Raw genomic sequence first — 26872 nt, 5'->3', positions numbered from 1 at the left:
ATAAGGTTTGGCTGATACTCGTTTGTGGTGTAGCTTGATTTGATGCTCCACTCACTCCTACTGGTGCAGTAACTGTCCAGGTATAAGTCGTTCCCGTTGGAACCACATCTGGAGCCGTGTTTGCTGGGGTGACCGTGAAGGTGTTGCCCGTACAAATTCCTTGAACTACATCCGCAATCAGCGGTTCTGGATTGACTGTTACCGTAATGGTAAAGGTATCCGTACATACATTTGGTGCTGTGCCTACCGAGGCCGTTACCGTGTAAACAACATCGATTGAATTCGCCGTTGCATTACTTAAGGTTTGGCTGATGCTTGTTTGTGGCGTCGCCTGGTCTGATGCTCCGGTCACTGCTCCCGCAACTACCGTCCACGTATAGGTCGTTCCTGTTGGAACCACATCTGGAAGCGTGTTTGCTGGCGTTACTGTAAAGGTGTTTCCGGTACAAATACTCTGGGTTACATCCGCAATTAATGGTTTTGGGTTAACTGTGATTGTGATTGTAAAAGTATCCGTACACACATTTGGTGCCGTGCCTACCGAAGCCGTTACACTATAAATTACATCTTGTGGGGTCGCATTTGTATTGGTCAGTGTTTGACTGATAGTTGTTTGTGGAGTCGCTTGGTCGGATGCTCCGGTAACCCCTACTGGTGCAGACACTGTCCAGGTATAAGTTGTTCCCATTGGAACCACATCTGGAGCCGTGTTTACTGGCGTGACCGTGAACGTATCGCCCGAGCAAATGGTTTGTGTGACATCCGCAATAAAAGGCGTTGGGTTTATGGTCAGTGCAAAAGAAGTCGTGCCATAAGTTGTTGGAACTGCATTTTCTTCTACCCGTACATAAATAATCTCGCCATCTGTTCCGCTGTATGCAGTTGCAGGATTTATCGGTAAATTACCCGTATCCGCATCCGGTTGACTGTTGTGGTAAGAAACCGTGAATAAAGCAGGATCTGCTCCGTTAAGGGCATTCGTATCAGCAGCTGTTAAATCAAATAGCGTAAAGCCATCCACAGGATTATCATCACACGCAAATAAAGGCGTGGGCTGAGGGTCTAAAGTACAAGTGGAAATTATTAAATCGAAAGGTTTGACTAAATTACAACCGGTATTATAATTTTGAACCCCTGCATAAATTGTTTGCGGATTAGAGGTGCTATTAAAAGCGGTTGGATTAGCAATTATATTAATTCCTAATTGAGCATCTGCAGCCGTAAGGAAATAATTAACTTCATAGTCATTAGGGTCTAACGCACCTAAAATGATTGCCGTGTTTTCTGTTAAATCAAATGGATTATTACATTCTGATAAATCATCTGGTGCTTGCGTGTCATCATCAAAAACGGTAACCGTAGCTGAACTAGAAACCGAATAAATTTGCCCACATTGGTTATAAGTAACCTCGGCAGTATAGGTTGTAGTCACGGTTGGACAAACAACAATACTAGTATTACTACTAATAGGTACGCCATTTTCTAACCACTGGAAAGTTGTAGCAGAAGGTCCATTTGGTGTAAAACGCCACGCTTCGTTAAAAGCAGACCAGTTTCCAGCATCTCGTCCAGGGGCAGCTATCGACTGTGCTCCAGAAGCCCCAATAAGACCAATAAGACCTGTTCCTGCCCAAGGAGTTCCAGCAACCCTTCTTTGCACAAAAACTTCAATAATATTAGAAATTTCGTATAAAACAATCTGAGAAGTTTGTAAACCTGGAGCAGAACCTGTTGAATTCCACTGACCCATATTATAAAAATTAACAATCAATTTTCGACAAGGATAGGTTCCTTCTAATCGATAATTAACCGCTCTGTTTGGGGCAGCGGGTGGAATACTAAAATCTGTATCTTGAAAAACTCCAAAAATCGATTGTGACTGATTTGTTATAGCATTAATAGGAATACTCGTATCTGGCCAATCACAAAAACCACCAGCTGTAACTGGTCGAAACGTAATCAAACCATTTGTTCCTGCATGACAAGTTGTATAAACATTGTTATAATAACAAAAATCAAAAGGTAAATTAATTATTTCAGACCAAAAATCATCACCTCCAGTAACTGTTACATTGGTATAATTAGGACCAGTAAAAGGATAAGGACAATAGGTTATTTGACTGGCCGCATAGGAAGATGTAGATCCAAAATCAACATAAGATGCAGATAAATCAATGCAAGTTCCTGGTATACAAGAAGGTGGAATATTAGGGTCATTCACGTCAATTCCTCCTGTTAAAACGGTAGCACAACCATTTACTTCTACCGTAAAGGTTACCATTCCTGTTAAAGGAGTAGAACAACCTGTTGAAGGTAAAAAGATACTTTGTAAAGTATAAATTGTAGTTACATTTAATATTGGGGATGTCCAAGTGGCTGTACCTGCTGCATTTAATAAGACATTATAATTTGCTCCTGTACTGGATTGGAAAATAACAATTCCACCCGGAGTTCCATTAAATGTCAAGGTTCCTGAGCTACCTGGGCAAATCGTAGTACTTGTACCAAAAGTTGCTGTAGCTGAAGAAGCTGTAATCGTAATATCTACACTGGCAGATAAACTACAAGTTGCGTTTACTGTAAACGAAATATCATCTATGGCAAAATCATTTCCGGCAACGATTGTATCGATAAGACAAATTTCGGCAACAGTACTTGCCCCCGAATTCCAAGTAAAAGTTCGTTGTATCCAGTTACATGTTCCTGCAGGAGTTGAATTTGCTCCAACGGAAACGCCATTGATTACGACATCAATGTTTGCTTGATTTCCGGTTACCACTGTTTGAACCCAATATGAAAACGTATAGTTTTGTCCTGGTGTTACTGGTATCGTTTGGCACCATATTTTATCATTTGGAGCAGCGTTTATCGACCCATCGGCAACCAACATATTTCCTGTTCCGCTCGTATGGTCGGTACAACTAGAAAAACCGGCAAACCAAGTTTGACTATTGTTTACAATTCCATACGCACCTTGAATTCCCGAAGGATTATTTGGAGCTAGAAATTGATAATCGGAAGTAAATCCTAAATCTCCTTGTGAAAAATCACCATTAAAGACTAAATTTCTTGGTCCAGTTTGTGTTGAAGTAACGGTATAAGTAGTAGCCACTGTTGGGCTTACTGTAATTGTTGGGCTTGTGGTATCGGTCATCGAAGGATCTGCAGGAGAAGCCGTCCAATTGTAATTAGAACCACCTGAAACGGTCAGATTTATAGAAGAACCTGGGCAAATAGCCGAATTTGATGTAAGAGTTAAATTAGCTGGCTGCACCACTATTACGCCAGGAATAGTCGCGGTTACTCCTAAATTATCAGTCACCGAAACGGTATATGTTCCGTTTGGTAAATTTATAAAAACACCTGTCGTATTCGTTAAATTAACTGTCCCAGCAATCGAATAGGAAGTATAAATTCCTGAACCTCCGACTCCATATATTACGATTGAGCCATCATTAGCACCAAAACAGGAACTATTTATAACCGAATACCTAGCTTGTAATGCAGCTAAACGTTCTAAAGAGATATCATCAATAGCAAAATCATTTCCAACAGCACTTGGATTGACGTTATACAGCTCTAATCGGCGGTATTGATTGCCCGTTCCTGTAACCAAAAAATCATAAGTCACTTCTTGCCAACCACTTGCTGGCGAGGTAATGACATAAGTATTTGAAAACGTTGCCGTTCCGCCGCTCATTACTCTAAAACCTATTTCAGCCTGAGGAGCAGTATTATTAACAGAATGTACATAATACGTAAACCGATAGTTTTGTCCGCCTTGGAGTAAGACATCGCCATTGGTTTTCCAAAAAATTTCAGATTGTCCAGAAGCACCATCGCACACCATCATTAAACCAGTTCCACTTGTGTGGTCAACGGCGTTCACGAAGTTGTTAGAATTCATTAAAAAAGGATTCGTTAACAAGGCATACTCTCTCGGATTGCTGTTTACTTGTCCGGTAGGATTCGTAAAAACATAGTCCGATTGAAAAGATACACCATTTCCGCTTTCAAAATTGCCATTTGAAATTAAATTTTGCGAACTTAAAGTGTTGATTAAAAGACAACTAATAAAAATAAATAGTATTCTTGGATTCATGCTTAGGAAATTTTAAGGTTGGAAATTTACATAAATTTAACTAATTAATGTCTTAAAAAATAGAAATTTTACAATTGCTAAATTGACTTCAAATGTTTTCTGCTTTTTGTATATCTTTGCAACCTTAATGAAATACCTAATTTTACATTCAAACAAATGATTCATACCGATACTCTTTCTGATGATTTAGGAGATAATCACGTTGGAACTTCAGCAGAAAATCCGTTACGCAAAGATGCTTTTAATTTATCTGACGATGAAAAAATTGAGCTAATTAAAAAAGACGTCACCAGCATCCTGACCACTTTAGGAATGGATTTAGAGGATGACAGTATTAAAGGAACGCCAAACCGCGTGGCAAAAATGTTTGTGAAAGAAATTTTTGGTGGATTAAATCCTTTAAACAAACCAAGTTCTTCCACTTTTGAAAACGGTTATAAATATGGTGAAATGTTAGTAGAAAAAAACATCACCGTTTATTCTACTTGTGAACACCATTTATTGCCCATCGTTGGCCGTGCTCATGTGGCGTATATTTCTAATGGAAAAGTAATTGGCCTTTCTAAAATGAATCGCATCGTAGATTATTATGCCAAAAGACCACAAGTACAAGAACGTTTAACCATGCAAATTGTACAAGAATTACAAAGAGCTTTAAACACTGAAGATGTTGCTTGTGTAATGGATGCCAAACACTTATGTGTCAATTCGAGAGGAATTCGAGATATTGAAAGCAGTACAGTGACCTCTGAATTTGGCGGAAAATTTAAAGAAGAAAAAGTTCGAAGAGAATTTTTGGATTATATTAAATTAGATACGAAGTTTTAGGTTGTGGCTAATGGGTTGTGGGTTGTAGGTTTTATGGCTGGAATGACTTATCCTTTTAAATAAAATAAAATAAATGAAATTATACGAAAATCAGACCTTAAAAATTTATAATTCCCTTTCAGGAGAAAAGGAAGTGTTTACGCCTATTCATGAAGGAAATGTGGGCATGTATGTCTGCGGCCCCACTGTGTACAGCAATGTGCATTTAGGAAATGTGCGAACGTTTATGAGTTTTGATGTGATATTTCGTTATTTATTACATTTAGGATATAAAGTACGCTATGTTCGAAACATTACCGATGCAGGCCATTTAGAGAATGATGCGGAAGAAGGCGAAGACCGCATTGCCAAAAAAGCTCGATTAGAGGAATTGGAACCTATGGAAATCGTGCAACGGTATACGGTTGATTTTCATACGATTTTACATACGTTAAATTTTCTTCCACCCAGTATTGAACCAACCGCAACGGGACATATTATTGAACAACAGGAAATTATAAAAAAAATTATCGGAAACGGTTATGCTTATGAAGCGAACGGCTCGGTCTATTTTGATGTGGTCAAATTCAATGAACACTACCATTACGGCAAATTAAGTGGTCGAAATATCGAAGATATGATTGCTAATACGCGTGATTTGGACGGGGTTTCTGATAAAAAAAATCCACAAGATTTTGCCTTATGGAAAAAAGCCGAACCGCAACATATTATGCGTTGGCCATCACCTTGGGGAATTGGTTTTCCGGGTTGGCATTTAGAATGTACTGCCATGAGCACCAAATATTTAGGCGAAAAATTTGACATTCATGGTGGCGGAATGGATTTAAAGTTTCCACATCACGAATGTGAAATTGCACAAAATGAAGCTTGTACAGGTCATAGTCCAGTGAATTTTTGGATGCATGCCAATATGTTGATTTTAAACGGTAAAAAAATGGCGAAATCAACGGGTAACTATATTTTACCGAGTGAAATTTTTAGTGGTAAAAATGAAATTTTAAGCAAAGCTTTTTCGCCAAATGTAGCCCGATTTTTCATGTTACAAGCACATTACCGCAGTATTTTAGATTTTTCGAATGAGGCGATATTAGGCTCCGAAAAAGGATTTAATCGTTTAATGGAAGGCGTGAATTTAGCCAACCGGTTAGAAGCTAGTTCCACATCGACACTTTCCATTTCTGATTGGAAAAAAGCGTGTTATGAAGCCATGAACGACGATTTTAATACGCCTATTTTAATCGCACAATTATTTGAAGGCATTCGTTTGGTGAATTTAGTTAATGATGGCAAAGCAACATTATCCAAAGAAGATTTGAATGAACTGCAAACCACTTTACACACCTTTATCCATTCGGTTTTGGGCATTAGCGAAGAAGGTGAAGACAGCAATCATTCGGATAAATTAGAAGGTGTTGTTAATTTGATGATTGAAATGCGTATGGAAGCTCGTGCCAACAAAGATTTTGCTCTTTCGGATCAAATTCGCGACCAATTATTGGCTCTCGGAATTCAATTAAAAGACGGCAAAGACGGGACAAGTTTTAGCGTAAATTAAATCGGAAATCCTTCAAAACGAATGAAAAATATACTCAAGAAAATAATTCAATTTCCATTTATTTTTCTAATTCGTTTTTATCAAATAGTGCTTTCTCCTTTAAAGCCACAAAGCTGTCGGTTTCACCCCACTTGTTCGCATTATGCTTATCAAGCCATTACCAAACACGGCATTTTTAAAGGAATTTGGCTTGCGGCAAAACGCATTTCAAAATGCCATCCGTGGGGAAAAAGCGGCTATGATCCCGTTCCCTAATCACGTTATTTAAGATTTTATTAGCGAACTGTGATTGCAATTTGTCAATTAATCGTTTACATTTACATTAAAATATACAATTTATGAGTACTCCTTTTTTAAGTTTTGTTTGGAATCCCTCAGAAGGTTTTGAAATAGGCAGTTTTATGGTTCGCTATTACAGTTTGATGTTTGTAGTTGCCTTTGGCTTAGGATGGTATATCATGAAGCATATTTTTATTCGCGAAAACGAACCGTTAGAAAAACTTGATAGTTTGTTTATTTATACTGTAATCGCCACCCTAGTTGGTGCTCGATTAGGCCATGTTATTTTTTATCAACCAGAATTATTCAAAGAAGACCCATTGAGTATCATTCTACCTATTCGTACGAATCCAACTTTTGAGTTTACAGGATTTTCTGGATTAGCAAGCCACGGAGCGACCATTACGATTATTTTGTTTATGTTTTATTTTAGTAAAAAAATCATGCATCAATCGCTACTTTGGGTTTTAGACCGTGCCGTAATTCCTTCAGCTTGTGGTGCTATTTTTGTCCGATTAGGAAATTTTTTTAACTCTGAAATCATCGGACATGAAACGAATTCTTCATTTGGAATTAAATTTCTTCATGATTTTTATAGCAAGCGAGAAGCAGTAGAAAAAACACAAATTGCCAATCCAAAAGAAGCATATAGTGCCATTGCAGAAAATCCGCAATTTGCCAATTTATTAGAAGCGGTTCCAGCCAAACATCCTTCACAATTATATGAAGCTTTCTTCTATGTTTTTGTGTTTTTGATTCTCTTTTTTATGTATTGGAAAACTGATGCTCGTAAAAAAGAAGGTTTACTTTTCGGAACGTTTATGGTCTTATTATGGTCAGTTCGTTTTGGAGTTGAATATGTGAAAGAAAGTCAAGGCGGGTTTGAAACCTATCCCCTCTTTAATGCCTTAACGACAGGTCAATGGTTGAGTATTCCGTTTGTGATTATCGGATTGTATTATATGTTTAGACCTACTCCTTCTACAAGCAACTAATTTGATTTTTATTTAACGTCACTTTTTTCTATCTCTACCATGAGGTAAAATTCTTTCTGTGTTAGAATGCTACGTTTTGATTATGAAATAAATTCGGAATCACAGCAACTTTTTACTAAATTACTGGGAATCATTAAACTTTATCGAGCAGAACTTTAATAGCTTTTTACTTTAGAAGGAATGACTTCTTTATTGCACAACAACTTCAAATTTCGAAACAAGTTTGGATTGCTAGAACTCCTTAACAGAATCTCAGAAATCATTAAACTTATCGAACAAAATGTATTATTAGCTTCTTACCTTAGAAATAATGACGCCTTTGAAGGAGAAAAAATCCATTTCCAATACAAGTTGGGAATGATAAATTCCATAAAAAAAGGGTTTACTCATTTGAGCAAACCCTTTTTTTTATAAATTAACTAATCGTTAATTATTCACTAATTTTATTTAAAGCTGCTTTTCTAGCTTCTCTTTTATTAATCGTATCTGCCATTACAGGCGTTGCGATGAATAAAGAGGAATACGTACCAACTAAGATACCTACTAAAATCGCAAATACAAATCCGCGGATAGTTTCTCCACCTAAGATGAAAATAGCAAACAATACTATCAACGTTGTTAAAGACGTATTTACCGTTCTACTCAAGGTTGTGTTCAAGGCTTTGTTTACTACTTCGTTAAAAGTTCCTTTTTGTTCTTCGCCTAAAAATTCACGTACTCGGTCAAATACAATTACCGTATCATTTAACGAATAACCAATTACGGTCAGAATCGCAGCAATAAAAGCTTGGTCAATTTCCATGTTAAATGGTAAGACTTTCCAGAATAACGAGTAAACCCCTAATACTATAATTACGTCATGGAATACGGCTAATACAGCACCCAATGAGAATTGCCATTTTCTAAAACTAATCAATAAGTAAAGGAACACTATTAATAACGAGCCTAAAACCGCCCAATAGGAGTTGGTTTTAATATCTTCTGCAATAGTTGGTCCAACTTTAGATGCTTGTAAAACACCAAATTCTTTTCCTTCTGTATTGGTTACAAATTCTTCATAACTCATTTTCGGGAAATAGGTTTTTAAACCTTCAAATAATTTTTCGTTTACTTCTTTATCAACACCTTCATCTTCTTCGGCTACTTTATATTTTGTGGTGATTTTCAACTGATTTCCTGTACCAAATGTTTTCGCTTCTACATTTGTTCCAAAAGCATCAGTTAAAGCAGCACTTACATCAGAAGCTTGTACTTCTTGGTTAAAACGCACTTGGAATGTACGACCTCCTACGAAGTCAACCCCTTGGTTTAATCCATTGATAAAAAACAAGGATACTAATGAAATCGTAATTAAAATAGCAGAAACTCCGTATGCGATTTTCTTTTTAGCTAAGAAATCAATCTTCATATTCTTGAACCAATTTTTAGACATTGGTGTAGAGAAGGTCAAATTATGTTTTTTAGCCAAACTCCAATCTAATAAAATTCTAGTGATAAAAATCGAAGTAAATAAAGAAGTCCCAATACCAATTAATAAAGTAGTGGCAAATCCTTTAATCGGACCCGTACCAAAAACCAATAAGATTAAAGCGGTTAAAGCAGTTGTAATATTTGCATCAAAAATAGATGACATTGCCCCTTTCCAGGTAAAGGCATAATCTACAGCTTCATCTAATGTTTTTCCTGCATCCAATTCTTCTTTTGCCCTTTCAAATATAATCACGTTCGCATCCACGGCCATACCAATGGTTAATACGATACCGGCAATACCAGGCAATGTTAATACGGCACCTAAACTGGCTAATATTCCGAAGATGAATAAAATATTTACTAACAAGGAAACATTGGCAAAAACACCTGATTTTCCGTAGTATAAAATCATCCAAACGATAACCAATACCATTCCAATAAGGAAAGACAGCATTCCGTTATCAATTGCTTCTTGTCCTAAAGATGGTCCAACTACATCAGATTGAACGATATCTGCTTTAGCAGGTAATTTACCCGCTCTTAAAACGTTTGATAAATCTTTGGTTTCTTCGATGGTGAAGTTTCCAGAAATTTCTGAACGACCACCAGCAATAGCACCTGTAGAAACACCTGGAGCAGAATAAACAATATTATCTAAAACAATGGCAATATTACTTTTTTGTGTATACGCTTTACCTGTTAATTCTTCCCATTGTTTAGAGCCTTTACCGTTCATTTGCATTGAAACAGCAGGTTTTCCAAATTGGTCAAACGTATCACGAGCATCTACCACCACACCGCCACTAATTGGAGCTTGGTTAGAACGATCTGTTTTTAAAGCATATAATTCAATTGCTTCAACTTTTTCTTTTTTATCGTTATCAATCGTCGTTGGTTTACCCCAAACAAAACGAGCATAACGCAATTCTGGTGTTAGTAATGCTTTGCTACTATCTCTCTTTAAATATTCATTAACTTTAGCCGTATCTTTTGGTGAAAAATAGGCCAAAACAGGTCCGCCACCAAAGGATAACATTTTATCAAACAACGGATTATTTCCTTTAGCATTAGCCAATGAATCTTTTGCCGTATCAGTTAATAAAGAATCAATTCCAGTAGGAGCTTTTTCTTCTGTTTTTACTTTAACTTCCGTTGCTTTTAAATTTTCATTAACTGCAGTTAAATATTGTCCAACTTCATCAATTTTGAACGTTTCCCAAAATTCCAATTGAGCGGTACTCTGTAATAATTTCTTAATACGGTCAACATCTTTAGCTCCAGGTAATTCTACTAAAATCCGACCTGTTTCCCCTAGTTGTTGAATATTTGGTTGGGTAACACCAAATTTATCAATCCGTTTTCTTAATACTTCAAAAGCACTTAAAACCGATTCGTTTACTTTTCTTCGGATAACCGTTTTCACTTGGTCATCTGTCATTTTAAAATCAATTTCGCCATCTAAATTTTTATTAAAAAAGATATCGGGTGAAGCTAATTTTACAGTTCCTTTAGATTCGGCATCAAATGCTTCAAAAAAGGCATCTAAATAGGTTTGATTTCCTTTTAGATTTTTTGATGCATCCGCTAAGGCTTTGTTAAAAACAGGATCTTGGCTATCGTTAGCCAAACCGCTCAGGATATCTTTAATGGAAATTTGTAGAATTACGTTAATTCCACCTTCCAAGTCAAGACCTTTGTTGATTTGTTTGTCTTTAACCTCATTATAGGTATAGTTTGCAAAACCTAAGTTAAATACTTTTTCTCTACCAATAGAGTCTAAATATTTTACTTCTTTCAAAACATCACCTTTTGCAAATGCTTTGGCATCATCTTTAACCATATTGGCTACAAATGTGAATGAAAGTTGGTAAATACATACCAATGCAAATAAAATTGCGAAAAATTTAATAAGTCCTTTACTCTGCATTATTACTTGAATTAATTAATTTTTGTTGGTTATGGTTTTGATTTACAAGACAAAAGAAAAAAAGGCAGTTCTTTCAAATTTATAAAACGTGCAAATATATAATTATGAATAGGATTAACCAATTTATTTATACATTATTCGAAAAAAAAAGACTGCAATAAAGCAGTCTTTTTAAAAGTCATTCTAATTTTTTAGGCTAAAATCGATTTTAGGTCGCCATTCATAGCTCGAACAGCGTCTGCACTTTTAGCAAATTTTGCTTTTTCCTCTTCGTTTAAAGCAATATCGACAATTTTTTCAACGCCATTTCTACCGATAATACATGGAACGCCGATACAAATATCGTTTTGATCATATTCTCCTTCTAAAAATACGGAACATGGAATCATTTTCTTTTGATCATTTAAGATACTGTCAACCAAATAAGCTACAGAAGCTCCCGGTGCATACCAAGCAGAAGTTCCTAACAAACCGGTTAAGGTTGCTCCACCAACCATAGTTGAAGACGCTACTTTTGACAATTCCTCTGCTGATAAAAATTCAGAAACAGGCACTCCATTATAAGAAGCTAAACGCGTTAATGGAATCATGGTTGTATCGCCATGTCCACCAATGACCATTCCAGACACATCATTAGCTGGTTTATCTAAGGCTTGAGATAAATAACATTTAAAACGGGAGCTATCTAAGGCTCCACCCATTCCGATAATTCTATTTTTTGGTAAGCCCGTTGCTTTTAACGTTAAATAGGTCATTGTATCCATTGGATTTGACACTACAACAATAATAGCATTTGGCGAATGAGCTAAAAGGCTTTCGGCTACTGATTTTACAATACCAGCATTAATTCCGATTAATTCTTCTCTAGTCATTCCAGGTTTTCTTGGAATTCCAGAAGTAATCACAACTACATCACTTCCAGCAGTTTTTGAATAATCATTCGTACTGCCTGAAACTTTGGTATTAAATCCTAACGTAGTTTGCGTTTGCATAATATCTAAGGCTTTTCCTTCTGCAAAACCTTCACGTATATCCAACAAAACAATTTCGCTGGCAATTCTTCTGTAAGCAATCGCATCGGCACATGTTGCACCAACATTTCCTGCTCCTACAATGGTAACTTTCATTTTTTTAAATTTTTATTGGTTATAATTAAGCATCAATTTTTGCATAAACTGCATTTTTCTCGATAAATTCTCTACGTGGTGGAACTTCATCGCCCATTAACATAGAGAACACACGATCAGCTTCTGCTAAGCTGTCGATGGTAATTTGACGCATTGTTCTAAAATTCGGATTAAGGGTAGTTTCCCATAACTGCTCAGCGTTCATTTCTCCTAGACCTTTATAACGTTGGATGGAAGCAGAACCTCCCATTTTCAAGTTAATCATGTCGCGTTGATCATCATTCCAAGCATATTCTTTTTTTGTTCCTTTTTTGACAAGATATAAAGGAGGTGTTGCGATATAAACGTGCCCTTGCTCGATTAATTCTTTCATAAATCGGAAGAAGAAGGTTAATATTAAGGTAGAAATATGACTACCATCCACATCGGCATCACACATGATGACTACTTTATGGTATCGTAATTTTTCTAAATTCAACGCTTTGGAATCTTCGGCTGTTCCGATGGTTACACCCAAAGCCGTAAAAATATTTCGAATCTCTTCGTTTTCAAATACTTTATGATGCATCGCTTTTTCTACATTCAGAATTTTACCACGCAACGGCAATATCGCTTGAAAAGCTCTATCACGACCTTGCTTAGCTGTTCCACCTGCGGAATCTCCCTCGACAAGGAAAATTTCGCATTTTTGTGGATCTTGTTCTGAACAATCCGATAATTTACCTGGTAAACCACCACCACCTAAAACGGTTTTACGTTGCACCATCTCGCGTGCTTTTTTGGCAGCATGACGAGCTTGAGCGGCTAAAATCACTTTTTGTACGATGATTTTTGCGTCGTTTGGATTCTCTTCCAAATAGTTTTCAAGCATTTCTGCCACCGATTGACTTACGGGCGACACTACTTCACGATTTCCTAATTTGGTTTTGGTTTGTCCTTCAAACTGAGGCTCTTGTACTTTTACTGAGATAATTGCTGTTAATCCTTCACGGAAATCATCACCCGAAATTTCAAATTTTAATTTATCTAATAAGCCTGAACTATCCGCATATTTTTTAAGTGTACGCGTCAATCCCATACGAAAACCTTGCAAATGCGTTCCTCCCTCATGGGTATTAATATTGTTTACATACGAAAAAATATTTTCAGAATAACTGGTATTATAAACCAAGGCCACCTCAACTGGAATTTCCCCTTTTTCATTATCCATGCTAATTACATGAGAAATAATTGGTTCACGGTTGCCATCTAAAAACCGAATAAATTCTTTCAACCCTTCTTTGGAATGAAAAATCTCAGTTGCAATTTCACCTTTTTCATCCGGATAACGCTTATCCGTCATCGTGATGGTGATTCCTTTGTTCAAAAAGGAAAGCTCACGCATACGAGCCGCTAACGTATCATAAGAAAACTCAATGGTTTGTGTAAAAATAGATGTGTCTGGTCTAAAGGTAACCATTGTTCCACGTTTTGTTGTTTCACCAACTTGTTTTACAGGATACATTGCTTTTCCACGTTCGTATTCTTGCTCATACACTTTTCCTTCACGAAAAACAGTTGCTTTTAAATGATCTGAAAGTGCATTCACACACGAAACACCAACTCCGTGCAAACCTCCCGAAACTTTATAGGAATCTTTATCAAACTTACCTCCTGCTCCAATTTTAGTCATTACTACTTCAAGAGCAGAAACACCTTCTTTTTTGTGCATATCAACCGGAATACCACGGCCATTGTCTTCTACAGTCACCGAGTTGTCTTCGTTAATAAACACGTTGATTGTATCACAATGTCCTGCTAAGGCTTCATCAATAGAGTTGTCGACTACTTCATAAACCAAGTGGTGCAAACCCCTTACGCCAGTGTCGCCAATATACATGGATGGACGCATTCGCACGTGTTCCATTCCTTCTAAAGCCTGAATACTATCCGCTGAATAACTATTCTTTTTGATTTCTTCGCTCATATAATTTTAATGCTAAATGTATTTTTTTGTCTAACACGCAAATATACGAAATGGTAAGGGATTTTCTATAAAAACAAGACTTCAAAGTAGATAAGTTATTAACAAATTGTTGATTTTTTACATTAAAAACGAATCGTTTTTCAGTCTACTAAATCTAGCTCACAGAAATGAAAACCAGCTCCCTAATTAATAAAAAAAAGCGATTTCATGAACTGAAATCGCCTTTCCAACAACAAATTAAACCTATTTCTAAACAAACCAAATTATTCTCTCTTCTTATTTTTTAAATAAAAACATCCATTAAAACCGTTGTTAAATCAGCTTGCACATGTGCTGCATTAGCTCGCCCACTTGGATCTTGATTTTCTTGCCATTTTGGTATCCATTTTCGCACCGTTTGGGCAGCAGCGGTTTGTGGAAAATGTTTATGAAAAATACTTCTATAAAAATAGGCTTCTTTGGTCAAAGGCGTATTATAGGGATATAATTCCGTAGCTTTTTCCAATTGTGCATCGGTAACTTGGCTAGAACAATAGTCAATTAAGGTATCAATCCAATTGTAGCCTACTCCATCTGAAAATTGTTCTTTTTGACGCCATAATACTTCTGCTGGCAAATACGGTTGCTCTGGTGTATCAAACGCTTTACGCAGAATATATTTTTCTACTCCATTATAGGTTTCTGGCATTTTTTCTTCGGGTTTTATTTTAATGGCCAATTCTAAAAATTCTTTATCTAAAAAAGGAACTCTCGCTTCTAATCCGTGTGCCATGGTTGATTTATCAGCTCGCAACAAATCGGCCGTGAATAATTTTTGAACACGTTCTATGGTTTCTTTTTGAAAATCGAGTACCGACGGGGCGTTTCTAAAATACAAATAGCCTCCAAAAATTTCATCGGCTCCTTCACCAGATAAAACTACTTTTATGCCTTTTTCACGAATTGCTTTCGACAAGAAATACATTGGCGTACTGGCACGAATAGAAGTCACATCATAGGTTTCTAAATGCCAAATTAACTTTTCAAGAATTTCGATTCCATGTTCAATGGTGAAGTGAATTTCATGGTGTTCTGTCCCTAAAAACTCGGCTACTTTTCGTGCTGCTTTGGCATCTGGAGCTTCGGCATCTAATCCGATTGAAAAAGAATGTAAGGGTTTGCCCATTTCTTTCATCAATCGAGCAGCGATGGATGAGGTGAGCGACGAATCTAATCCGCCTGACAGTAAAACACCAACAGGTACATCACTCATCAAACGTTTACGCACACTTTTAGTCAACGAATCTCGAAGTGCTTTTAAATCTAATTCTTCAACACACAACCGCTCGTCTTCCCATTGTGGTTGATAATATTTCACAAAACCTGTTTCTGGTGTGTAATAATGGCCTGGAGGAAATGTAGAAAATGTTTTGCATTGGTCGGCTATCGCTTTCATTTCTGAGGCAAAATACATTCGTCCACGCTCATCTAATCCGTAATAAAGTGGTTTGATTCCTAATAGGTCGCGACCAGCAACATAATCATCGCCGTCAATTACCACAAAAGCAAACATTCCATCCAAATAATGACAGAAATCATCGCCGAATTTTTCATACAAATGAACAATCACTTCAGAGTCGGAAGTTGTTCGAAACGCATGGTCTTTTAAAATCCCAGCTCTTAATTCTTGGTGGTTATAAATCTCGCCATTATGCACCATCCAAGCGGTTGAAGTTCCTTGAATAGGTTGTTTTCCGGTATGTAAATCGATAATCGATAAACGTTCGTGAGCTAAATAATGTCCTTTTTCAGTTAAATGAATATCACTTTCATCTGGTCCGCGATGCGACATGCGTTTTGATAATTCTTGAACAATTGTTTCTTCTTTTCCTTTTCCGATAATGGCTAATATTCCACACATAATACTTTATTTTCTTATTTCACTTCATTTGATAAAGCAAAAGTCGAAAATAAGTTTCAATTCGTAAACATAAAAACAAAAAATAGTTACAATTTATAACTAAATTAGATTTTTTAATAAAAAAATAAAACTAAAGATACAATTATCGACACGACTAACTTTCAATTGCTAAGAATTAAGAAATCGATTTGATTAGATATTCCATTCCATTCATGGTAATTAACTCATTTTCTGTTTTACCAATTAATTTTTCAGCTAAGGGAGCTTGCGGAGAAATGGCAAATACCGTTTGATTGTCAAGAATTACTTTTTGCAAACCAACGCTGATTAGAAAATAGGTTTCGTTCGTCAAGACCAAACTTCCCAATCCAATTTTTGTTTTAGGATTTTGAAAATCGATGGAAGAAAATATAATTTTGAGTTCTATAAATTCTTTGATTTTTTGATTTAGTTTTTCCTGTTCCAAATGCATCATAGACAAGGCCGTTTCGTGCTTATCGCCGGCTGAACCTTTGGCGTCATTTTTAGCATCTTCAGACAAATCGGAAATCATCTGCCGAAGTGTTTCTATTTTATGTCCGATAAAATCATCAAAATGAGTTACAACTTTTTGTTTGAATGTCATGGGTAAACGTGTTAAAAAAAAATCCGCACGTATAAAACAATGCGGATTAGTTCGTTCGTAAATTTCTAGTTTCTTCTTAGAAGGATTTCAATTGATTTTTAAAAATCAAATTTATAATTCGCACCTAACATGATTTGAAATTGTTGACTTGGATAATTAAGCCATTTTTCATACGATTGATTCAACATATTATTTGCTCGTAAAAAGAAGGATAAGCGATCATTAAAATCATAGCCCACATTTGCATTCACATCAAAATAACTGCTTAAAGTAACCGTTTTAAATTCATAAAAAGCTGGGTCTATCAAACTTGGTTTTGCGGTTTGGTCTTTTCGTTCGCCAACAAAGAACACATTTGCTCCAGCAAACCATTTTTCTGTAATGGTCACCGCTAGGTTTGCGTTTAGTGTCATAGCTGGTAAATTCCACGCTTCTGCCTCATCGCTTACGCTGAATGTACTTAAAGTCCCTTGAATTCCTGCTGAAACATTTTTAGATAAATCGGCATTTAGCTCTCCAAAAAAACGAACGGTTCGCAGATTGTCATAAACTACCTCAAACGAATTACCAAATTGATAGGCGGCTAGCGAACTTAAACCGGGTGCGGTTGCATTTGGGAAAAGGTTATTCTTAAACAACGCTCTGCCTTTTTCTTGCATAAAAGAACCACGGACATTATAGCTAATGTTTCCTGCTAATTTTCCTTTTAAACCTGCAAAAATATCAAAAGGTCTATCGGTAGGAGCGATATATAAAGTGGGCGATAAAAACGGGTTTTCATTTGTGAAATCACGGTAACTATTTTGTTGTAAAGTTCCTTCTGCCCCACCATATAAAATCATCAAATCGCCAACGACTTTATAGGATGCCGTGATGTTTGGATAAACAAAAAATTTGCTGTCACTATTTTCTAAATCAGCACTATAAAACAAGGAAAGCCCAATATTCAAGGATAATTCGTCTTGATTTAAAGTGAACGATGGATTCAAACCAAAGTTAGTAAAGCCATAATTAATGGCCGTTGAATTAAAATAATTTTGATCAAAACTGCCGCCAACATAATCTACAATAACGTTGGTTTTAATGTTCATATCGTCAATTTCCACATTAAATGAAGGTTTGACAAAAAACCGATTTTCTGCAGAACCATTGTTATCCCAAAAACGATTAAATTTTAAACTCGCTCCGGTAAAAAAACTGTCTTCAAATCCAATTTTTCCTGCTACATACGCATTGTGAAAGGTGTGACTAGGAGAAATTTGTCCAAATAAAACCGCATCTTGATTAAAATAAGTTTGGTCAATTCCGTACCAATTATACACTTGATTTTGATAGCCTACATCGGCATTCCAATTGAAATTACGTTGTTGATTTCCATAGGTTAAATCCAAGGAAGTATTGTAAAAATTATCGTCTAATACCAAGTCTTTTACACCACCTTGTGAGGAATGATGACGAAACATGCCTCCTACATATTCGGCACTGCTAATTTGTTCAGTCACAAATAATTCGCCTAAAACTTGTCCGTAATTTCCAAAACCGAGTGAAGCATAATTGTTATATAACTTTTCGCGTTGGGCTTTGTCTACTCCCGCTGCTTTTCCTTTAGAAGGTGTAAAGGTTGAAGCCACTGGGAACGAAAAAATAGTGTATTCGATGTTCTCTTTTTTAGAGTTGTCATCGTCATCCAGCGAAGGCGTTTCTTTTACTTTAAAAGCATCAGAAATGGTTGCCGAATAGGGTTTTACCACATTAACCACTTCGGTACCGATGTTTTCATCTTTCTTTTGTGAAAAACTGACTTGACTTAAAAATAAAAGTACGACTGCGGTGATTTTATATCGATTTGAAATCTTCATATAGCTACGTTTTTTGGGCTTTATTTAATTTTGAATGGATGAATTGCGTTTCGATTCTTCTGCTTTTATGAGGTCTAATTCTTTTTGAGCTTCTTCGACCACATCAGCATAATCAGCAAAGTTTTTAATGACACTTTCTAAAATATAAGTCGCTTGAAAACTATCTTTTAAGGCGTAAAAATTCTTCGCCATTAAAACCAATCCTTTGGCTCCAAAATATTTATAACCTGAATAATCATTTGCTAATTTTTGAATGGCCGTATTAGATGGTTCAAATTTGCCTTCTTTATTCTTAAAATAAGCATCATAATAAAGTGCTTCCGCCGCTAATTCCCCTTTGGCAATAAGTTGTAATTTTGCATACGCGATTTTTGCTTTAGCTTCGTCATTGGTTTTAATAGCCGAGCGAGCCACAATCATCTGAGCATCACTTTTGATTCGGTCATCTACTTTTGGATTTGCCAACACTTTTTCTGCATACAAAACCGCATTAACATATTCTTTTTGCTCGTAATACGATTTCATCAAATTAGATTGAGCAAACGTGATGTTTTGCGGAAAATCGGCTTCTATTTCCAATCGTTTTAAGGCTGGAATCGCTTTTGCATAATCTTTCTTTTTTAAATAAATCTCCGTTAATCTGGCTAAACTTTGTTCTGTAAACTCGCTTCTAGGTTTAGAAACAACAAACTCATAGTGCGGAATTGCATTGGTTTCAAGTCCATCCGCAAAATATAATTGAGCCAAATAAAAATTCGATTTTAAGGCATGGATTCCGTTTGGAAATTTGGACACATAACTACTAAATCCAGTAATTGCACCTTTAGCATTGTTTTGTAAATATTGTTTTTCCGCGGATTCATACAAAGTGTTATCTAAATCAGCATCGGATACTTCTACATAATCGAGTGTTTTAACCCAATCGGCATAGTCACTCACATTTCCAGTATCAACATAGATTTGCCTAGCCGTTGTAACTGCTTCCATCGCTTCTGGCGTTCTAGGAAAATCGGCAGCAACTTTTTTTAACTTAGTGATGGCTAATTGTGGTTTGCTGTCATTGTAATAAATTAAACCCTGACGTAAAATCGCTTTTGCAGCAAATGAACCATTTTTAAATTCGCTAATTAATTGGTCATATGTTTTAATTGCCAAATCGGTCTTGTTGTCATTGGTGTACGTATTTCCTAACTCAAACAACGCATCATCTCGGTATTGCGATTTTGGAAAAGCTTTTAGAAACACGTTTAAATCTTCAATTTTTTTGTCGGTTCGGTTAACAAAACCGTAGCTCAATGCTTTTTGAAACGAAGCATAATCAGCATCGACCCCTTTAATTTCGATAGATTTATTATATGCTTCCATTGCTGGCCAATACTTAGCAGTAACAAAATAGGAGTCGCCCATACGCAAATAACTGTCGTTTAAACGGACTTTATCCTCTTTAGCGGTTTCAATGTATTTCTGAAAACTCGTTGCCGCTTGTTCATACTGTTTCAATTTAAATTGTGTGTAGCCAATATGGTACTGACTGTTTTTATATTCTGGCGTTTGTTTTGCTTCGGGATAACCTAAAAACTGTTGAAATGTTAGTAAAGCTTCAGAAAAATTGTCTAACACATATTCGGTTTCGCCTTTCCAAAAGGTCGCTCGAGCGGTAAATTTTGCGTCACGCGGTTCGCTAATCGACTTTTTGAACATGGCCATTGCCTCCATGAAATTCCCATCGGTATACAATTCCAATCCACGGTAAAAAGTCACTTTTTGATACGCTTGTTTATTAGCAAAACTTTTGTTTTTTTCGATTAATTCCAAGGCTCCTTTATAATTTTTAGAAGTGATAAATGAATTAATTAACAACAATTCAACTTCTTGTTTATTTGGATTGTTGGGATATTTTTCTAAAAAAGCGGCCAAAACACCCGGAATAGTTTGGTATGAATTTCCAATTTCATAACTCAACTTGGCATAATTTAAATAAGCATCTTCTTGAATTTTTAAATCAAATTCCATTTCCGAAGCATTTTTAAACGCATTCAACGCTTGTTGCTTTTTAGCAGATTTTAGATAGCTTTCACCAAGATGATAGTAAGCATTTTGAGCCACACCGTCGTTACCATTGATGATTTTATTGAATTGTGCTATCGCATTTTCGTAATCGCCTTGTTTGTAATAAGAATAGCCAAACAAATACAAATCGGTGTTGCTCCATTTTCCTTTAATTCCCTTATATTCTTTTAAATATGGCAAAGCTTTGTCATATTGTTTCAGGTTAAAATAGCTTTCGCCGATGATTTTATTAAGTTGTGATTTCTCTTGAGCATCGCTTTTTGCCATAGCTGCAATTCCTAAATCGATGGCTTTTTGAAAATTACCCAATTTAAAATTCATGTCCGCTTGATAATAGGACATTTTCTCTTTGTATTTTTGTTCGCCTTCTACTTGTTCAAAATATTCGTTGGCGACTTTATAATCGTCTTTTTCATACGACATATAACCAAGGTAATACTTGGCTTGAGAACCGAATTGTTTAGAATTTACAACCTTATTAAAATAATTTGTAGCTTCTTTTTTATTTCCGTTGGAGAAATTAGCGTAGCCTTTTTGGAAATTAAATTTTTCACGTTCGGCATTCGTTAAATTACTTTCGTCTACTTTTTCAAACCATTGCAAGGCTTGCGGGTATTTGCCTACTTCAAAATAGTAATGGGCGACTTCAATAAACGCCTGATTCTGCTTAGAACTAGTAGGATAATCCGCTACGAATTTTTCCATTTGCGAATCGGCATTAGGCTGATTTAACCGAATGGCACAATTGGCGATATAATAGGAACAATCTGACTTGACCTCGTATTGTGTCGAGTTTTCTTTAACTTTTTCGAAAATAATTTGGGCAGATTGATACTGTTTCGCCTTATAGAGTTCGACCGCTCGATTGTAATCTCGAAGCGAATGCGTATAAATTTCGGTTTGTTGTGCTCTGGTTGCAAATGTGAGTACAAAAACGAACAGCAGAATCCAGGTTTTTTTTGGCATGGTTTTGACTTTTAATAAAACACAAAGTTAGTTTGCATAATGAAAGAACGAGTAAACGCTAGTGTTTATTATGAACAAGGTTTTAAACAATATAAAAAAGTAGAAAAAGTAGAAAAGTAAAATTTGAAGTTTTTTTCTTTGGTTAAAACTTCTAAAGAATTCGTGATTTGCAAAATACATTATGCGAAAAACTTTGCAAAATAATAATTATTCCTTCGACTTGCTTAACTTTACTTCTTATAAAAATAAAAACCGCTTAATCAAAAATCAATGCTTACCGCCATACATCCTAAATTACCAATGCGAAAGAAAGCCATTACCACCGCTTTTTACATTAATCAATTGGGATTTAGTATTTTAGAAAATACTGATTTTGATGGTTATTTACTACTTCAAAAAGAGGCAGTTCAACTTCATTTTTTTGAATTTAAAGAGCTCAATCCCTATACCAATTATGGTCAAGTATACATCAGAACCAATGCAATAGAGTCGCTTTACTCAGCTTATTTTAGTAAAAACATCATCCATCCAAACGGACATTTAGAATTAAAACCGTGGGGATTAAAAGAGTTTTCAATACTTGATCCAGACCATAATTTACTGACTTTCGGAGAAACCATCTAACTAAAAATCTTTTTTATCGGTTGATATGAAAAAAAGCATCAGAATTTGTCAAAAATCATTTTGAATAGATTTTAATAGAAAAAAAACAACCTTCCCATTCTGTTTTTAGCCTCAATTAAGTATATTTGAATAAGGTTTTTTATAGTTTTTACGCTTCTAAACTAAATTTTATATAAAATGATTTCGATAACACGCTTTTGACTTCAGTCAAAATGATTCTTTTATGAAAGAAATCGTACATAAAAAATTAAACGAACTCAAAGCCACCGCGATTTGCGGAAACGACATTAGTTCCTCTTGTTTATATGTTTCTGCCTTAACCATTGGCTATGCAGGTCAATTTGCATGGATTTCATTACTTGTTGTAGCTGTTGTCTTATTTCTTTTTCGAAAAATTTATGGCGAAGTAGTTGGAGCAATTCCTTTAAATGGTGGAGCTTATAATGTATTATTGAATACGTCAACCAAGCGATTGGCGTCGATGGCTGCCACGTTAACAGTGCTATCCTACATGGCAACGGCGGTGATTTCTTCCATCGAAGGAATGCATTATCTTCACGGAATTTTTCCGATGTTAAACGTCACCATTGCTACCATTGTGGTGCTAATTGCTTTCACCGGATTAACCATTATCGGAATTGGAGAGTCGGCTATCGTGGCGGTGGTCATCTTTATAACCCATCTTTTTACGTTGAGTCTGCTTGTGGTCGTTTCGCTATGGTTTTTGTTTTCCAATGGGTTTGAAACACTACACCTCAATTGGGTTTTACCCGTAGCTAGTGGCAACATTACTACTGCTTTATTTTTAGGTGTTTCTGCTGCGATGCTCGGAATTTCTGGATTTGAAAGTTCGGCCAATTTTGTAGAAGAACAACAACCTGGCGTATTTCGTAAAACACTAAGAAATATGTGGGCAATTGTGAGTTTTTTCAATCTGTTACTAGCTTTTTTATTGATCTGTATTATTCCGTTGGCAGAAGTGGGTGAACACAAAGAATCGCTTTTGGCTTATTTAGGACAAACTACTGGCGGAACTTGGTTAGCTATTTTAATAGCAATAGATGCGGTTTTGGTTTTATGTGGAGCCGTTTTAACTTCTTTCGTTGGTGTTTCTGGTTTATTAAAACGAATGACCTTAGACCGTATTTTACCAAACTTCTTTTTAAAAGAGAATAAAAATGGTTCTAATTACCGCATCATTATTAGTTTTTTAATCCTTTGTGTTTCGGTTTTATTTGTAACAAACGGAAAGTTAGAATCACTAGCCGGCGTTTATACGTTTAGTTTTTTAACCGTTATGGGATTATTTGGAATTGGAAATCTACTATTAAAATTTAAACGAAATAAATTGCCAAGGCCTGAACGGGCAAGAGGAATTACAGTTGTAATTGCTATTGCTTTTATCATTATTGCTTTTTTAGGGAATATTGTTCTCAATATTGATTCATTCTATACGTTTATTGAATATTTTGTTCCTGCATTTATCTTGGTTGCCATTATGCTCAATCGCTCTTTCTTAATAAAAATGATGATTCAAGCTCTTGAATATTTTTATTCTCCTTTACGACGATTTGTTATCAATAGTAATCGGTATTTAAATCGGTTGCAAGTAAAAGTAAGTTCTCAAGAATTTGTCTTTTTTACCAAAGGAGATAACGTAGCAATCATTAATAAAGTCATGCAATATGTGCAAGAAAATGAAACTGCAAAAAAATTAAAAATTGTCAATATCAAGAAAGAAGGCGATTCCAATTTTGAGCTCATCCAAGATTTAAAAGTTCTTGACCGAGCTTATCCTGAAATTCATATTGAATTTATTGAAATTGTTGGTATTTTTGGTCCTGAAATAATCACCGAACTTTCTGAAAAATGGAATATTCCGAAAAATTTTATGTTTATTGGTTCTCCAGGTGACAAATTCTCCTTTCGCGTAGCCGATTTAGGTGGCGTTCGATTAATTATGTAAAAAAGTATAGCTATGATTCACGAATTCTTAAATTATGAAATTTTAAAAGTAGGAAGTAGAGTCATTTATATGGTCACGCTTTTAAAATTACTCCTTTTTATTTTCTCTGTCATTTTTGTATTGTTTATTGTTAAAAAAGCAATTTATCGTTCCAACCGAATTGATACGCCCAAAAAATACTCAATCTTTAATTTATTAAAATACCTCATTCTGGTCATCGCTGCGAGTATGGGAATGCAAATAGTAGGCTTTGATTTATCCGTTTTACTTGCTGGTTCTGCAGCCTTATTAGTGGGAATTGGTTTAGGCTTACAACACATCTTTAGCGATTTTGTTTCTGGCATTCTTATTTTATTAGAATCTACTGTAAAAGTGGGTGACATCATTGAAATCAACGGTTTAGTGAGTCAAGTGGTCGAAATTAAACTACGAACCACCACCGTTTTAACACGGGAAGACAAGTACATCATTCTTCCTAATTCTGATTTAACTAGAAACCAACTGATTAATTGGACGCATGACAATATTTCTTCGCGATTTGAAGTACAAGTGGGCGTTGATTATTCTTCTGATGTGAATGAAGTAATGCGAATTTTATATGAGGTTACACTAACCCAAGAAGGTATTGAAAAAGAACCAAAACCATTTGTGCGATTTATCAATTTTGGAGATTCATCGCTTGACTTTTTGGTTATTTTTTGGTCGGAAGAGGTTTTCCGAGTCCATAATATAAAAAGCGAGTTACGGGTTAAAATCTTCAATGCTTTTCGGGAGCACAAAATTAGTATTCCGTTTCCGCAACGGGTAATTCATTTCAAAAAAGACGAAGAAATTTAAAATTCTATAACTGAACGACTTTCTTTTTAGCCATTTCAAATTCCGCTAAAAGCGTATCAAAAATAACTTGAACGGTTGGAATATCATGAATCAGACCAGCAATTTGTCCAATTTCTAATTCGCCTTCTTCCAAATCACCTTCAAACATACCGCGTTTGGCTCTTGCTCTTCCTAACAATTCTTTGAGAGCTTCGGGAGTGGGACAAGTTGCGTACAATGCTTGCAAATCATTATAAAATTTATTCTTGATTAATCGAACAGGAGCCAATTCTTTTAGCGTCACTAAGGTATCTCCTTCTTTGGTTTCTACAATAGTTTGCTTAAAAGCTTGATGAGCAGAACTTTCTTGGGATGCGGCAAAGCGACTTCCCATTTGTACTCCATCCGCACCTAAAACCATAGCGGCCAACATTCCTCTACCTGTTGCTATGCCGCCCGCTGCAATTAATGGAATTTGAATTTGCTCTTTTACCATTGGAATTAAGGTTAATGTAGTGGTTTCTTCCCGGCCATTATGTCCACCAGCTTCAAAGCCTTCAGCTACAACGGCATCTACACCTGCTTCCTGGGCTTTTAAAGCGAATTTTGAGCTGCTAACAACATGCACCACCGTAATTCCTTTTTCCTTCAAAAAAGAGGTCCACGTTTTAGGATTTCCAGCAGAAGTAAAGACGATTTTCACCCCTTCTGCTACAATAATTTGCATAATTTCTTCTAGGTTTGGATATAACATCGGTACATTCACACCAAACGGTTTGTTTGTCGCAATTTTACATTTTTGAATATGCTCTCGCAATACCTCAGGATACATCGAACCTGCTCCAAGGAGCCCTAATCCGCCAGCATTACTCACCGCACTAGCTAATTTATAACCGCTATTCCAAATCATTCCACCTTGAATAATGGGGTATTGGATGTTAAAGAGTTGGGTAATTTTATTCATATAAAAATTTTCAAAAGAAATATTTTTTAAGTAATCGGCCATTTAAACGTTTGGAAGGAGTGATGATTTGATAAAAATACAGTCCAGCAGCTAAATCGGACAAATCAAAGGAGGATTGATTTAACAACGTAAATGTTTTCATGAGTTGACCCACTACGTTATAAATTTCCATCCTATCGTTATCTGAAATCTCGGAAAGTTGAACTTTAATCACCTCATGAAACGGATTTGGATAAACCACCGCTTGCTGATTTTCAAAAGTTGACACATCTAAGGCATTGCTATAGGCGGCATTAAAATTTGGAATTCCATATCCCATTTGAGCGGTGGGATTTTCATATAAATGAGCTGCTTCTTTTATCAATTGTAGTAATTCTACATTTGTTTTTTCTGGTAAAGCTTGCCATAAACAAGCGACCATTCCAGCAGTAATTGGAGCTGAAAAAGAAGTGCCATTTGCCGTTGCAATTGCTCCAGAAGCGGTGGCTATAATAGAAGAAACGCCTTGTGCCACTACATCGGGCTTAATTCGTCCATCGGCAGAAGGCCCAATTGAACTAAAAGAAGCATACTCACCCTCGGCATTTACGGCTCCAACCGTTAAGGTATGAATCGCATCGGCAGGTGTTGTAATGTATTGCCAAGAATTATTACCCGAATTTCCAGCAGAAGTCACACAAATCATCCCACGGGTAAAAGCTAAATCGGCACCACGAGCACTAAAGGTTGTGGTTCCGTTCATATTGGCATACGTATAATTATAATTAGGATTATCAAAAACGGAATAGCCTAATGAAGTAGAAATAATGTCAACTCCTAAGCTATCTGCCAGT

General features: G+C 35.9%; 17 protein-coding genes. 7 read left to right on the top strand and 10 right to left on the bottom strand.

Translation table 11 applies throughout. The features are described from left to right. The coding region (locus PHR76_RS11220; protein WP_366143596.1) for a PKD-like domain-containing protein at positions 1 to 4102 on the bottom strand (4102 nt) is incomplete at its 3' end. A 156-nt stretch (positions 4103 to 4258) separates the two neighbouring features. On the opposite strand from PHR76_RS11220, the gene folE reads away from it, so the two are divergent. From folE to lgt, 4 genes are all read left to right on the top strand, one after another. Beyond that, the gene (gene folE / locus PHR76_RS11215) at positions 4259 to 4930 is read left to right on the top strand and encodes a GTP cyclohydrolase I FolE (protein WP_300062531.1); all 672 of its coding nucleotides are present in this window, start codon (positions 4259 to 4261) and stop codon (positions 4928 to 4930) included. 73 nt (positions 4931 to 5003) lie between these two features. Beyond that, the gene (gene cysS, locus PHR76_RS11210) at positions 5004 to 6485 is read left to right on the top strand and encodes a cysteine--tRNA ligase (RefSeq protein ID WP_300062528.1); all 1482 of its coding nucleotides are present in this window, start codon (positions 5004 to 5006) and stop codon (positions 6483 to 6485) included. 21 nt (positions 6486 to 6506) lie between these two features. After that, a complete protein-coding gene (gene yidD / locus PHR76_RS11205; RefSeq protein ID WP_300062525.1) occupies positions 6507 to 6740 on the top strand; it encodes a membrane protein insertion efficiency factor YidD in 234 nt (77 codons plus the stop codon). Positions 6741 to 6823: 83 nt separating this feature from the next. After that, positions 6824 to 7759, top strand: a complete 936-nt coding sequence (gene lgt / locus PHR76_RS11200; RefSeq protein ID WP_300062522.1) for a prolipoprotein diacylglyceryl transferase — start codon at positions 6824 to 6826, stop codon at positions 7757 to 7759. A 430-nt stretch (positions 7760 to 8189) separates the two neighbouring features. Here lgt and secDF read toward each other — a convergent pair whose 3' ends face one another. The 7 genes from secDF to PHR76_RS11165 all read right to left on the bottom strand — a co-directional run bounded on the left by secDF (position 8190) and on the right by PHR76_RS11165 (position 21669). Next, positions 8190 to 11156: a protein translocase subunit SecDF gene (gene secDF, locus PHR76_RS11195; RefSeq protein WP_300062519.1), complete on the bottom strand. Its 2967-nt coding sequence runs from the start codon at positions 11154 to 11156 to the stop codon at positions 8190 to 8192. Positions 11157 to 11347: 191 nt separating this feature from the next. After that, positions 11348 to 12283 (bottom strand): malate dehydrogenase, encoded by a 936-nt coding sequence (gene mdh, locus PHR76_RS11190; protein WP_300062516.1) that lies wholly within the window; start codon positions 12281 to 12283, stop codon positions 11348 to 11350. A 25-nt stretch (positions 12284 to 12308) separates the two neighbouring features. Beyond that, positions 12309 to 14249, bottom strand: a complete 1941-nt coding sequence (gene gyrB, locus PHR76_RS11185; RefSeq protein WP_300062513.1) for a DNA topoisomerase (ATP-hydrolyzing) subunit B — start codon at positions 14247 to 14249, stop codon at positions 12309 to 12311. A gap of 283 nt (positions 14250 to 14532) precedes the next feature. After that, entirely contained in the window at positions 14533 to 16149 is a 1617-nt protein-coding gene (asnB, locus tag PHR76_RS11180) for an asparagine synthase B (RefSeq protein ID WP_300062510.1), read from the bottom strand. A gap of 175 nt (positions 16150 to 16324) precedes the next feature. Continuing rightward, on the bottom strand, positions 16325 to 16774 hold the full coding sequence (locus PHR76_RS11175) for a hypothetical protein (RefSeq protein WP_300062507.1): 450 nt from the start codon (positions 16772 to 16774) through the stop codon (positions 16325 to 16327). A gap of 98 nt (positions 16775 to 16872) precedes the next feature. Next, positions 16873 to 18633 (bottom strand): TonB-dependent receptor, encoded by a 1761-nt coding sequence (locus tag PHR76_RS11170; protein WP_300062504.1) that lies wholly within the window; start codon positions 18631 to 18633, stop codon positions 16873 to 16875. 24 nt (positions 18634 to 18657) lie between these two features. Then, a complete protein-coding gene (locus PHR76_RS11165) occupies positions 18658 to 21669 on the bottom strand; it encodes a tetratricopeptide repeat protein (protein ID WP_300062502.1) in 3012 nt (1003 codons plus the stop codon). 270 nt (positions 21670 to 21939) lie between these two features. Here PHR76_RS11165 and PHR76_RS11160 point away from each other — a divergent pair, with 270 nt between their 5' ends. From PHR76_RS11160 to PHR76_RS11150, 3 genes are all read left to right on the top strand, one after another. Further along, a complete protein-coding gene (locus PHR76_RS11160) occupies positions 21940 to 22293 on the top strand; it encodes a VOC family protein (protein WP_300062499.1) in 354 nt (117 codons plus the stop codon). 223 nt (positions 22294 to 22516) lie between these two features. Continuing rightward, positions 22517 to 24259, top strand: coding sequence for an APC family permease (locus PHR76_RS11155; protein WP_300062496.1), 1743 nt, complete (start codon positions 22517 to 22519; stop codon positions 24257 to 24259). A gap of 12 nt (positions 24260 to 24271) precedes the next feature. After that, entirely contained in the window at positions 24272 to 25096 is an 825-nt protein-coding gene (locus tag PHR76_RS11150) for a mechanosensitive ion channel domain-containing protein (RefSeq protein WP_300062493.1), read from the top strand. Positions 25097 to 25100: 4 nt separating this feature from the next. Here the strand turns inward: PHR76_RS11150 and PHR76_RS11145 are convergent, their stop codons facing one another. Both PHR76_RS11145 and PHR76_RS11140 read right to left on the bottom strand, forming a co-directional pair. Next, positions 25101 to 26039 carry a nitronate monooxygenase gene (locus tag PHR76_RS11145; protein ID WP_300062490.1) on the bottom strand — a complete coding sequence of 313 codons (939 nt, stop codon included), beginning with the start codon at positions 26037 to 26039 and terminating at the stop codon, positions 25101 to 25103. Between the two features lie 10 nt (positions 26040 to 26049). Beyond that, a partial coding sequence (locus PHR76_RS11140) for a S8 family peptidase (protein WP_300062487.1) occupies positions 26050 to 26872 on the bottom strand: 823 nt, incomplete at its 5' end.

It is taken from the genome of Flavobacterium sp., from assembly GCF_028689845.1.
Taxonomy (GTDB): Bacteria; Bacteroidota; Bacteroidia; order Flavobacteriales; family Flavobacteriaceae; genus Flavobacterium.
This window is presented reverse-complemented; position numbering and strand designations above follow the sequence as displayed.